Origin of the sequence: Chondrinema litorale (assembly GCF_026250525.1) — a bacterium.
In the GTDB taxonomy this organism is placed as follows: Bacteria; Bacteroidota; Bacteroidia; order Cytophagales; family Flammeovirgaceae; genus Chondrinema; species Chondrinema litorale.
In genome coordinates this window covers 1,391,029-1,403,699 of sequence record NZ_CP111043.1, presented here as the reverse complement: position 1 = coordinate 1,403,699, position 12,671 = coordinate 1,391,029, and the positions used below count along the sequence as shown (strand labels likewise).

8 protein-coding genes are annotated in these 12,671 nt (G+C 33.6%); 2 read left to right on the top strand and 6 right to left on the bottom strand.

What is annotated here, in order from left to right; all coding sequences use genetic code 11:
• Positions 1–12 precede the first annotated feature (12 nt).
• Both OQ292_RS05950 and OQ292_RS05945 read left to right on the top strand, forming a co-directional pair.
• Complete coding sequence (locus OQ292_RS05950) at positions 13–3,108, top strand: PQQ-dependent sugar dehydrogenase (RefSeq protein WP_284685142.1); 3,096 nt, start codon at positions 13–15, stop codon at positions 3,106–3,108.
• 79 nt (positions 3,109–3,187) lie between these two features.
• Entirely contained in the window at positions 3,188–4,528 is a 1,341-nt protein-coding gene (locus OQ292_RS05945) for an SUMF1/EgtB/PvdO family nonheme iron enzyme (protein WP_284685141.1), read from the top strand.
• 58 nt (positions 4,529–4,586) lie between these two features.
• Here the strand turns inward: OQ292_RS05945 and OQ292_RS05940 are convergent, their stop codons facing one another.
• From OQ292_RS05940 to OQ292_RS05915, 6 genes are all read right to left on the bottom strand, one after another.
• The gene (locus OQ292_RS05940) at positions 4,587–7,463 is read right to left on the bottom strand and encodes a M16 family metallopeptidase (protein ID WP_284685140.1); all 2,877 of its coding nucleotides are present in this window, start codon (positions 7,461–7,463) and stop codon (positions 4,587–4,589) included.
• Positions 7,464–7,660: 197 nt separating this feature from the next.
• Positions 7,661–9,331, bottom strand: a complete 1,671-nt coding sequence (locus OQ292_RS05935) for a tetratricopeptide repeat protein (RefSeq protein WP_284685139.1) — start codon at positions 9,329–9,331, stop codon at positions 7,661–7,663.
• A gap of 125 nt (positions 9,332–9,456) precedes the next feature.
• Positions 9,457–10,026, bottom strand: a complete 570-nt coding sequence (locus OQ292_RS05930) for a hypothetical protein (protein ID WP_284685138.1) — start codon at positions 10,024–10,026, stop codon at positions 9,457–9,459.
• A gap of 229 nt (positions 10,027–10,255) precedes the next feature.
• Positions 10,256–10,684, bottom strand: a complete 429-nt coding sequence (locus OQ292_RS05925) for a hypothetical protein (protein WP_284685137.1) — start codon at positions 10,682–10,684, stop codon at positions 10,256–10,258.
• A 56-nt stretch (positions 10,685–10,740) separates the two neighbouring features.
• A complete protein-coding gene (locus tag OQ292_RS05920) occupies positions 10,741–11,787 on the bottom strand; it encodes a vWA domain-containing protein (protein WP_284685136.1) in 1,047 nt (348 codons plus the stop codon).
• Entirely contained in the window at positions 11,780–12,667 is an 888-nt protein-coding gene (locus tag OQ292_RS05915) for a hypothetical protein (protein ID WP_284685135.1), read from the bottom strand. The genes OQ292_RS05920 and OQ292_RS05915 overlap by 8 nt, the downstream gene beginning before the upstream one ends.
• Positions 12,668–12,671 lie beyond the last annotated feature (4 nt).

Below are 12,671 nucleotides of genomic sequence, written 5' to 3'. Positions count from 1 at the left end.
TAAGAATAGTAAATGAGAAGACTAATATTCTTCATTCTGCTTTCCTGTTTGCTTACTTCTTGTAACAATGAGAACAAGAGGGTTTTGCTCGTGTTTGATCCTACAGGCTCTCAGGCACAAGAAATAATATCAATTGCACTTAAAGACAAATCTATAGAGCTAGATACAACTACTTCAATAAGTTACATTCATGAAGATACTTTAAAGAGTTATCCATATTTGGTTTTGGTTGGAGTTGATGGAAAAGAGCTAAATGCGAAGCAACAAAACCATTTAGAAAGATATGTACAGGCATCAGGAGAATTAATTCTTATCGGCACGAATATTAATCCCAAATATCAGTGGCCATGGTACGATAAATTAGCTTCTAAAATCAATGACAATATTCAGAATCCATCTGTTATTAGGTCCGTAAAAACTTCTATTGGTGAATTTGATAAAAACATACAAGTAAATTTCGATGGAGGTAATATTAAATTATTCCCACTTGTAGGTAGTTCAATTAATAAGATTTGGGAGGGAATTGTAGAAAAACCTTTACCAGATTATAATCTAGCACATACCTTACGAATGCCTGAAGAAAATCGATTTGTAAGAGTAGTTTTAGATGCTGAGGTGAATAAACCTATAGATCTTACAATAATGCCGAATGGTAAAGTGATCTTTATTGAGAGTGAAGGAAATGTGAAACTGCATAATCCTGAAACAGGGAAAACTAAATTGCTAACAATTTTTGAAGTTAACCCCAGTAGTGATAATACAGCTGGTTTGCTAGGAGTAGAACTTGATCCTAATTTTATAAACAATGGATGGATTTATTTTTACTATTCTGTTTCGGGAGACAAACAAGTGCAACGTTTATCCAGATTTTTTATGGCTGCTGATAGTCTTTTGAAAGATACTGAAAGAATAATACTAGAAGTACCTACACAAAAGGAAAACTGTTGTTATGCTGGTGGTTCGATAAAGTTTGGTCCAGATGGTTTGCTTTACCTTTCTACCGCTGAGGGCACAAGTTCAATTGAGTCTGATGGATTGTTGTTACTGGATGATAGGACAAATAAAAGCACTGTTGACTCATTAAATTATTCTGTTAATGTAAATGATTTGCGAGGCAAAATTTTGAGAATTAAAGTAAATGATGATGGTACATACAGTATTCCTGATGGAAATTTATTTCCTAAAGATGATTCTAAAGGAAAACCTGAGATTTATGTGATGGGAGTTCGAAACCCTTTTAGAATTTTTATTGACCAGAAAAATGGGAGTTTATATTGGGGAGATGTCGGGCCGGAATTAGAAATGACACAAAGTTACGATGAGTTTAATAGAGCCAAAGAGTCGAGTAATTACGGATGGCCATATTTTATTGCTGATAACAAAGTATATCCAAATTTTGAGACCAATACTTTTGGCGAAAATTTAGATTCTATTATTCATCCAAATGATACAGAGAAAGCGATTTTGCCCAAAGCTCAAGTTCCTTTAATTTGGTATTCTTATTCAGAATCTGATTTGTGGCCAATTTTAGGAAAGGGAGCAAAGAAGGCAATGGCAGGTCCTGTATATTATTCAGATATGTATCCAAATTCTAAAAAGAAGTTTCCAAAGTACTACGATGGTAAATGGTTTATTTATGAGCAAGCTAGAAATTGGATAATGACAGTAAGTTTTGATGGAAATGATAAAGTAGAAAAAATAGAGCCTTTTCTTTCAGACATGCTTCTTTCTAAACCAATTGATTTGGAATTTGGTCCAGATGGGACAATGTATTTATTAGAATATGGGGCTAATAACGATGATGCAAAAATTGTAAAAATTGAATATATAGATGGTAATAGAGCACCTATAGCAAACATTAAGAGTGATGTAAAAGCAGGTACTGCTCCTTTAGTTGTTCATTTTTCTGCCGGTGGTTCTTACGATTTTGACCCAGACGATGAATTATCTTACAGGTGGGTAGTAGAAGAAACGAACGATAAAGAGAAAGGTAACGAAGTTGATTTTAAGTTTAAAAAAGAAGGAATCTATACAGTAAAGTTGATTGCGAAAGATGATAAGGGAAAAAGTACTGAAGCCTTTACAACTATTAAAGTCGGTAATGAGCCTCCTAAAATCAACATTGAAATAAGTGGAAATAGTAGCTACTATTACGATAGTATCGATATCAGTTATAAAATCTCAGTAACAGATAAAGAAGATGCTGAGATTGATCGGGATAAAATTAAAGTGGCTTTTGAATATTTACCTAGTAGAAAAGATTTAGCACTTTTGTCTTCGAATAGTTTAGAGGTCTTACCTTATTTAAAAGGGAAAACTTTGATAGACAAAAGTGATTGCGCTTCTTGTCATTCCATAAATGAGCCTTCTATCGGACCTAGCTATAAAGACATTTCCGAAAGGTACCGTGTAAATGATAAAACCATAAATGAACTAACCCAAAAAGTTATACTTGGTGGAAAAGGAAATTGGGGGCAAAACATAATGAATGCGCATCCTCAGCACTCAGTTGAAGAAACAACTGCAATGGTTGAGTATATTTTATCTTTAGAAAATAATATTTCTCAATTGCCATTACAGGGAAGTGTCCTGCTTGATAAACATTTAGAAAAAGAAGAAGGAGTTTATGTTTTTTCTGTGTCATATACAGATCATGGTACTAATAATATTTCTCCTTTGTCTACAAATAAATTATTGATTTTAAAAGTACCAAAAGTAGAGGCGGAGTCATATGAAGTTTATAAACATGTAAGTAGAAAAAGATCAAATGATGGTACATTTTCTTATGTAAGCGATATAAAGGATCAATCATATTTTGTCTTAAAAAATATTGATTTGAAAGATATTGGCTCAATTACTTATCATATCTCAAACCAAATGGCTGGAGCTACTATTTCAGTTTATCAGGATGCACCAGATGGAGAAATGATTAGTATTATGACAATGGGATTAGAAGATCATAATGGCGAATTTCGTGACTTTACTGCCCCTGTAAACCCAACCAATGGCGTGCATAATCTCTATTTTACTTTTACACATCCTGAAGAAAAGCACAAAACTCTTTTTCTTGTCGACTGGGTACAATTTAACATAAGGGGAGATTTGTAATATTTCTAAACAGTAAAATCCTATATTTTTGGCAATTGCTAACATTTTTGCTAATTTTATTACCAAAAATGTTAATTAAATGAGCAAAATAAAGAATGCAAGAATATTTACTTCATATGCCTGGGGTGGTGAAAGTGAAAAATTAGTAAATCAGTTAGAGAATTTTTTTCATGGTAAGTCAGTCAATTTAGTTCGAGACAAGACTAATGGATTGGGCTTTAAAGGACTTATAAAAGAGTTTATGCAGCAAATAGGGCGAGGTAATTTTGTGATTGCAATTATCTCAGACAAATACCTCAAGTCTAAAAACTGTATGTTTGAATTATTGGAAATACATAAGAATGGAGATTTTTATAATCGGATTTTTCCATTGGTATTAAATGATGCTAAAATTTATGAAGCGGAAGATATTATTGACTATACTGAATACTGGGATGATAAAATAGAAAAACTTGAAGAGAGAATTAAGGTTAGTAAAAGAGTAAGCAATCTTACTAGAGTTCATCGCGATTTAGATTTATATGTACAAATTCGAAGTACACTTGATCAGTTGTTAGATATTCTATCCAACATGAATACCTTCACCACAGAATTTCACCAAAGTGAGGGTTTCGAAACTTTGATAAATACCATTTTAAATCAGATTAAAGCTGAAAGTGAGTCATCAACAAGTGTTTTAGTTGGAGATAGTGCAAAGCAAAATAAGATTCAAACTAAGTTGATTGAGGGCATAGAAATGGTTTTGGTAGAAGGAGGATCTTTTTTTATGGGCTATAAACCTGATCGTGATGGTAGAGACGAAGATATGATTGATGCTAAACCTTTACATAAAGTGAATTTAGATTCTTACTTTATTGGAAAGTTTCTGATAACTCAAGAGCAATGGCAAAATGTAATGGGTAAAAACCCTTCGTATTTTAAAGACTCAGTATATAATCCAGTAGAAAATATTTGCTGGTTTGATAGCATCAAATTTATTGAAGAACTTAATCAAAAGGGAAAATATACATTTAGACTACCCACCGAAGCGGAGTGGGAGTTTGCTGCTAGAGGTGGCAAATTTTCTCAAGAAAATAGATTTGCAGGAGATAATGATTTAGAAAAAGTCGCATGGTATGGAAATAATGCTTTTAAGAAATCCCATTCAGTTGGGAGTAAGTTACCCAATGAGTTAGGTATATATGATATGTGTGGCAATGTGTGGGAATGGTGTAACGATTGGTACGATGCTGCCTATTACACACATAGTCCAAAGTTAAATCCCCAAGGTCCACAAACGGGCAAGTGTAAAGTACTTCGAGGTAGTTCTTGGTACGATTTTAAAAATCTCACTCGAATAGCTATTCGTTATAAGCTTTTTCCCAAGGCTAGGTATTTTGATATTGGTTTTCGTCTGGCTATGGAATACAATGATAACTAAAACAAAAGAGGCACTTTCCAGTGCCTCTTTTGTTTTATATTAAAAATGGTTGAAGAGATTATTTACCTCCTTCATCATTTATTTGACTTTCATCTTTAACTACATCACCTTTTGCATCTAACTCTACTATTTCGTAGCCTAAGCGAGCTAGTTTTGGTTTTAAAGATGCTTTATCACCAACTACTAGAATATTCATTTTTTCGTATGGAAGATTCTTTTTAGCCAATTTATTAATCTCTTCTTTAGTCATAGACTGTAATATTTTGTTTTGTTCTTTTACATAATCTTCGTCTAAACCATAATGAACAATTCTTCTTAAGAAACTGGCTTTTTGGTAAGGCGCTTCGTAATCACGCGCATCTCTCTGTCCAATAGATTTTTTCATAAAATCTAGTTCGTCTTCTGTAATACCATCATCAGCATACATTTTAATCTCATTCATAAATTCATATACTGCACTATCAGATGCTACAGCTTTAATACCAGCACTTGCTGTAAACGGTCCTACATTATCATCACCACTAAAATATGTACGAGCACCATATGTCCAACCTTTATCTTCACGGAGGTTGAGGTTGATGCGGCTGTTAAATGCACCACCAAGCGGATAGTTCATTAAATAAGATTTGAAATAATCTCCAGTTGCGTCGTAAGGCATGTCTGTCATGTAACCAATTCTTATTTGAGATTGAGGAGCTTGCTCTTTATCTACTAAATAAATTTTGGTTTTATCAACTGTTTGAGGTGTTGGCAATTCAGGAATAGTTACATCTTTTGCCTTCCAGTTTTTTAAGAAATCTAACATTGGTAAAATTTCTTTTTTTGAAAGGCTACCAACGATTACTAATTCAGATATTGATGGAGAGTAATATTCTCCGTAGAAGCTTTTTACATCATCAATTGTGACTGCTTGTACAGATTCTTCGATACCAGAAGATGGCACTGAGAAAATGTGTTCATCGCCGTAAAGCAATCTGCTATAAACCTGACTTGCAATAGAAGATGGGTCTTTTTGAGAAGACATAATTCCTTCTAATTGCTGTTTTTTCAAGCGCTCAAAATCCTCTTCGGCAAATTTTGGTTTGAAGAGTTTTTCTTCCATCAATTCTAAAGTAGGTTTTAGGTTTTTTGAAAGAGCTCTTAAGCTAATCATTGTATAATCGTCGCCAGCATAAATACTGATGCTGCTACCAAGTTTCTCTAGTTCTTCTGCAATTTCTTCTGTAGTAAAGTTTTCAGTAGCCTCGTTGAGCATAGAAGCAGTAAGAGAAGCAAGCCCTGATTTTTCTGGCATTGCTGCATCAAATCTATGACCACCATTAATAGAAAGTTGTAAAGCTACAGTCGGTATCTCAGTAGATTGAGTTCCAATTACTTTAATGCCATTGCTAAAATCTTCTTTCCAAACTTTTGGCACATTTACAAGAGGTGCTTTTCCAGCAACTGGTTGTTTACTTCTGTCGAAAGAACTTTCAGGTTTAGTGTAAGTTAAACCACTGTAATCAGTTGTTGGGAATGGATTTTCACCTTCGGTTTGAGGAGTAAAGTTATCTGCTTTAGCAGGTTCTTGATCTTCACTAGCAATTACAGACGCAATTACTGCATTTTTACCTTTGATGTATTTGTTATAAACTCTAATTACATCTTCTTTGGTCACATTCATGTAACGACTTAACTCTTCTTGTTGGAAGTTCGGATTGTCCGTCATATACTCATAAGCAGCCAGTTGAGAAACTTTACCACTTACTGTGGCCAAACCGTTTATTGTTCTTGATTCGTAACGGCTTTTGAATTTTATAATGTCTTCGTCTTTTACACCATTTTGCTCGAACTCTACTAATGCATCACGCATTTGTTGTTCAAACTCGCTAAGTGATTTACCTGGGAATGGTAAAACAAACATGGTAAATTCTCCAGAAAGTTCATTGGTGCTATGAAAAATACTTGCCTGGATAGCCTGTTGAGTTTTTACAAACTTTTGATAGAAGTAAGAGCTGCGACCTGTTCCGATAATTTCAGCTAAGCAGTCTAATGCAGGCTCGTCTTCGTGGAATCTTGGTATTGTTGGGAATGTGAACATGATCGCTGGAAAACGAATGTTATTATCCACGTAAGATACATATCTATCTTTATCCAATGTAGGTAAATCAAGATCCATGTCTTCTACTTCTGGACCTCTCGGTATTTCTCCGAAGTATTTTTCTGCTAGTTTAATTACATTTTCAACTTCAACATCACCACCAATAGTAAGCGTTGCATTATTTGGCCCATACCAACGCATAAAGAATTTTTTTAGGTCGGTAACATCTACTCTATCTAAATCTTCTAATACACCAATGGTTAACCAAGAGTAAGGGTGTCCATAAGGGTATAAAGCACTAGCAGTTATTTCTGACCATCTACCATAAGGTCTGTTATCGTAGTTTTGTTGTTTTTCATTTTTTACGGTAGCTCTCTGTACTTCAAATTTTTTCTGAGTTACAGCGTCAAGAAAAAATCCCATACGGTCAGACTCTAACCATAGCATTGTTTCTAACTGGTTGCTTGGCACAGTTTCGTAATAGTTTGTACGGTCTTTACTTGTCGATCCGTTCAAGGTACCTCCAGATTCTGTAACAATTTTAAAATGCTCTTCGTCGGCCACGTTATCTGAGCCTTGGAACATCATATGCTCAAAGAAGTGAGCAAAACCTGATTTCTTCAATTCTTCTCTTGCCGATCCTACATGGTAAGTAACATCAACATGAACTAATGGGTCTGAGTGATCTTCGTGAATGATAAGGGTGAGCCCATTTTCAAGTTCGTATTTCTCGTAAGGAATTACAATTTCATCTCCTTTCTTTGTAACCTTTTCGATTAACTTTGTTTGTGCCCAGAGTTGTGTGGATAGCAATACTCCTAGGACGGCGAAATTAAATGGCTTTAGAAACTTCATAAGCTAATTTCAGTTATAAACAGTTTAACACTTTTTGTTTGTGAATTTACTTAATTACCTCAGTAAGCCCTGCAATTATGTGAGTGCAGGTAAGATAACTTGTTTAAAGGCTTAAAATCCTAATATCAGGTGCAAATTATTGAATGAAAATGAAATTTGCGAATATTTAACTTTATTTAGGTATTTTTTGATTTTTCTTATTTTGTACTACTCATGCCTTGCTGAATTTTCATGGCTAACACTGCATGCTGGTCGGCTTTATTATTATTCCCCTTAATTCTATATAAGTAAGACAAAAAGCGATTGGCATCTAGTGCCACTTGGGTAATTTGATCAAAAATACCAGTATCAAAATGTAGCGCTTTATTGTAGGCTTTGTAGGCTTCATCTTGATTTTTTATCTTAGTATAGATGTTTCCAAGAAGTAAATAGGCACTTGCTGTATTTATATGTATTCCTTCGTAAACATCTATATAAAAACTACTTTCGAGTAAAGCATAATTAAGCGCTTCTTCGAGCTTATTAATTTGGTAATTGGCAAAGGCAAGCTTATTCCAAATTAAAGCTTTTAAGTTATTAGTCCTTTCAGTTTTTTCAAGGGCTTTATTTAGCCAATCAATTTCTTCTTTGTATTCTTTAGTAAGCTCTAAGGTGTTAGCAACATTTAGATAAGCATTTATTTTAGTATCATTTTCTACCGAATCTCCCGAATTATAAAAATGAGCTGCTTGTTTTTGCAGGATAAGGGCTTTGTCGTAATAATGGAGTTCATTATAAATGTTGCTTATTGAAGTAAATAATGAAGCCAATGTAAGTGGATCATGATCATTTGCTAATTCGTATAATTCCAATCCTTTTTCGTAAAAAGTAATGGCATGATGCATACTCATTTTACCAGCAAATGTACCACCTGTTTGTAAGTATAAATGAGCTAAATCTTTTGTTGTAATCTCTTCTTTGGCCGATTCTTCTAAATAGGAATTATACCAATAAGCTGAGGTTTCATAGGCTTCTGTCCAGAAATAGATTCTAGCCATTAGTAATTTAAATTCTTTTAGTTCTTCATGATGATCTTCCGGCAGAGATTCATAAACATCAATAGTTTTATTAGCATAAACTATGGCGCTATCGTAATTTCTATTTTTAAAATGTACCATAGAAATATGCGAATAGATAATCGCATTATCTTCAATTTTTTGGTTAAAAAGCCTTTCCGTTATTTTACTTCCTTGTTCAAGATAAAAAAGAGCTTTATCTACAGAATCGGTTTCTGCATAAGCTATTCCTATTTGTGTGTAGAGGGTTGCTATATTATAGTTGTCTTCATTGCCAAGTTGCTTGGTAATGAATTTTCTAGCTTGTTCGTAGTATGCAATCGCTGCATCAAACTCTCGCATTTGATAATATATCTTTCCAATTTCGATATAGAGTACTAGATAACTTTCCGTAAGCATTTCGGGTGGTAACTGTGACCATAAATCTAAAGCTTGCTGGAAATAACGAATTGCTTGATTAGGTAAAGACCTATATTGAGCTATATTTCCTAAAGAGACATACAGCTCTCCAATTTCTGGAAGTGTTTTAGGAAAATGATGTTGTAATACTTCTATAGCTTTTTTTGCATATTGAGAAGCTTCATCAAGTTGTTGTTTAGATGAAAATAATTCGGCAGATTTTCTATAAACATTGGCAAGAGGTATATCTTTTTTCGTCCAGTACGATTCGTATAACTGGCAGGCAGTATCAGCATAAAGTACGGCGTTTACAATATCATTTACTTGAATGCAGGAGTCGAATTTGAGGAATAAATTTTTTGCTGAAACAGGTTTTTCTGGAAGGGTAATTTCATTATCCTGTGCACTTCCCATATAATTAGCTAATAATAGTAGCAATGTAAAGGGAAGGTATATTTGGTTTATTATTAGTTTGTTAATCTGTGGTTTCATTGCCGGTTAAAACAAGTTTAGTTATGGCATAGGCAGATTTTTGCATCTTACGATTCTATTAAGTCAGTATCAATAAGTTGATAGACAATCGCTCCATTGTTGGTTACTTGGATATCAAAAATTCCTTTGTCTTGTAGGTTATTTAGGATTTCTTGAGACTTATCTACCGAGATACCTGATTTCATGCTTAATGATGCTGTGGTTAGTCTGCCATTAGATTTAGCTGCCAGTTTTATTACTTGGCTATCGTTAATTTCTTTGCTTTTAGGATTTTGATAAGCAGTTGTATTAATGTCTGTATTGTTTTTTAAAGCATCTCTTACATTCTTACATAGCACAAATTCTTCTTGCAATTTGTCATTCATTCCATATTCAAAAATGCCACTAGACAACATCGAGTAAAGTTTGGCTCTGGCATCACCCGATGAAATATTAATCATGCTACTTAACTGAGATACAGTGATTTTACCACTATTTTTTTCTGCCATTTCTACTACCTGGCGATTTGGAATTTTGTTATCAATTTGCTTTTGCTTGTTTCCAGCAATGTATACCATGCTCCCAACACTTCCACCTATTGCCAGAGCAATTGCTATTACAAGAAAAATCATTGCCATAGAGATGTTATTTGAATTCTTATAATTTTACTACTATCTAAATTTACATAACAAATCTAATAACTGAAAAAGTTAGAATTGTAAGTAATAAGTTTGAAAGATCTGTAAATTATTACACTAATACCTATTTAATTTTAATCTGTATTAAGAAAAAATAATTCAGTTTTAAATAAAAAAGCTTACTCTTTTACAGAGTAAGCTTCTGAATAATATAAGGTTTTAAACTATTTTAGTTTTTTATTCTTTTTACCGCATCAAGATCATCTGTTTGATGGATTTGTAAATTTTCAATTTTAATCAGTGGTGCTTGACCAACTGTACAAACTTGAAATGAATGTAAAGATTTACCTTCTACCGCTGCCAGATAAGTTGTCTCTTCTTCTTGTAATATGGGCTCTTCGTTGTCTTGCCCTCCATTACAGTAAAAAGAAGGAGTAAACTGTACAAAAACTTTGTAGTCGTTTAAGTTTTCAACTCTAATTACAGAGTTTACTGTTTTTGTAATTCTGGAAGCATTATGTAATACTGAAAACACAACATTGTTTTCACGATAAACCTCTTCCCAATTTTCTTCCTGATTTTGAGCCTGAATATTTCCTGTACTTAAATAGAAAATACTTATAATAAGCCCAAATAACAGGGATAGTTTTGTTTTCATTTTACTTTCAGTTTAAGTAACTGCCTATATATACGTATTATGATTAACAAAGATATTTAATCTTCTAATGCATTAACCATAAACGTATTTTTGGTTGCTAACCATAACAAGAAAAATAAAATTCCATAAAAAAGGTAGATAAAGTAGTAGTCTTTAGTGTCTTGGAAGCGAGTTTCCTTTATTTCAGCTTTTTCATACTGATCAATTACACCAAATATCTCATCTAAAGCTTGGTTATTGGTAGCCCTAAAATACCTGCCATCGCCAAGGTCTGCAATCATTCTGAGTGTACTTTCATCTAATGATTGTTCAATGTAGCGTTTTCTACCAAACATATCAGTGCCATAAGGTACTTTACCTTCTTTACCTACACCAATTGTATACATTTTAATGCCTTTATCTTTGGCAATTTTAGCAGCGGTTTCTGGATCAATAGAGCCAGCAGTGTTTTCTCCATCACTCAATAAAATCATCACTTTAGACTTGGCGTTGGAATCTTTCATTCGGTTAATGGTAACTCCAATAGCTAAACCTATTGCAGTACCTCCTTTCCTCACCATATTAAAACTTATATCGTCAATAAGTGTATTGAGGAGCTCGTAATCGGTAGTAAGTGGAGAGTAGGAGATGGCCTCACCCGAAAAAATTACTAAGCCAATTCTATCTTGAAAACGCCCGTTTATAAAGTCTTTTCCAACACTTTTAGCAGCTTCTAATCTGTTTGGTACAAAGTCTTCAATTTGCATAGACTCTGAGATATCCATTACCAACATGATGTCGATCCCTTCGGTATATTGCTCAACCTGCTCATTAGTTCTTTGCGGACGAGATAGCGCGATAAGAACAAACAAAACGGTTAAAGAAAGAAATGTAGGCGGTATTAGTCTTAATAAAGCACTATTACTTTTTCTTGCTTTATCTTCTGGTAAAGCGATTTCTAATTTTTGTCGGGTTTGCCTGTTTATAAGCCATCTTACCAATAAAAATAATGGTAAAGCTGCTATTAAATAAAGGAATATCGGATTCACCCAATCGAATCCTGTAAAAGTGCTGGGGAAAAACCACTCAGGGCTAAAAAAATGTTCTATACCTGTATTATCCATTCCTGATATCTTCTACTTTTTGTTGATAGTATTCAGTTGCACTTTTCTCTAAAAACTGAAAATTGTCTTTTATTTTTTCATTAGTATCACCTGCATATATTGCCCTGTCTATTTGTTGTAGAGAGTTGTATAATTGGCCGTCTTTTAGTGCTACTTTAATTTCTTTGGTGGTATAACTTGCTAAAGGTACATTTATAAGATGTCCAGAATAATGTTTCCACAGAGAAAGTGCTTTTTCGATATTTGTAATTTCCTGTAAGTTGGTAGTAAGGGTACCAAAATCGGTCTGAAAACTCTCGAACTGTTTTTTAAGCTTTTTCAATTTATATGCTCTTCTTATTTGTTTACCAAAAATTAGAAAAGTAATTACAGCGATCCCAAACAAAGTACCTAAACCTATTAGCAGATAGGGATAGTTAAACTGACGATTAACCAACAACATATTTGTGTTAGTGAGTAATGGTACCGAGTCTGGTAATGCATCAAGTGTTGCTACAAGTATTATGCTGTCTTCTATTGTATTGATTACATGTTCTTTCTCAGATTCTTGAATGTATACAGGAATTGAGATACGCTGTATTTCATCAAGTTCAAAAGAAGTCAATGTGTAAACTACACTATCTACACTTTGCCCCTCAATAGTTTTAGTAGGAAAATACTTTTTATCTAGAAACTCAAAAGGGCTAAAATCATGAGTTGAATCAGGAAATAATACCTCAAGCGTAGGATCATGTTTATAAGTAAGTACATACTCTACAGGTTCTCCTAGTTTAATACTGTCACCAACAAATTTACCTTGCGGGGCATTTTCTTGTGCAAAAGCATCAAAACTAAATTGTATGGCAACTATAAGAGACAGTATTTTAAGGATGGTTCTCATGTTT

Bases quoted from the DNA above. Each gene is read 5' to 3' on its own strand.
- OQ292_RS05950 (WP_284685142.1), top strand. From the start codon at position 13: ATGAGAAGACTAATATTCTTCATTCTGCTTTCCTGTTTGCTTACTTCT.
- OQ292_RS05945 (WP_284685141.1), top strand. From the start codon at position 3,188: ATGAGCAAAATAAAGAATGCAAGAATATTTACTTCATATGCCTGGGGT.
- OQ292_RS05940 (WP_284685140.1), bottom strand. From the start codon at position 7,463: ATGAAGTTTCTAAAGCCATTTAATTTCGCCGTCCTAGGAGTATTGCTA.
- OQ292_RS05935 (WP_284685139.1), bottom strand. From the start codon at position 9,331: ATGGGAAGTGCACAGGATAATGAAATTACCCTTCCAGAAAAACCTGTT.
- OQ292_RS05930 (WP_284685138.1), bottom strand. From the start codon at position 10,026: ATGGCAATGATTTTTCTTGTAATAGCAATTGCTCTGGCAATAGGTGGA.
- OQ292_RS05925 (WP_284685137.1), bottom strand. From the start codon at position 10,684: ATGAAAACAAAACTATCCCTGTTATTTGGGCTTATTATAAGTATTTTC.
- OQ292_RS05920 (WP_284685136.1), bottom strand. From the start codon at position 11,787: ATGGATAATACAGGTATAGAACATTTTTTTAGCCCTGAGTGGTTTTTC.
- OQ292_RS05915 (WP_284685135.1), bottom strand. From the start codon at position 12,667: ATGAGAACCATCCTTAAAATACTGTCTCTTATAGTTGCCATACAATTT.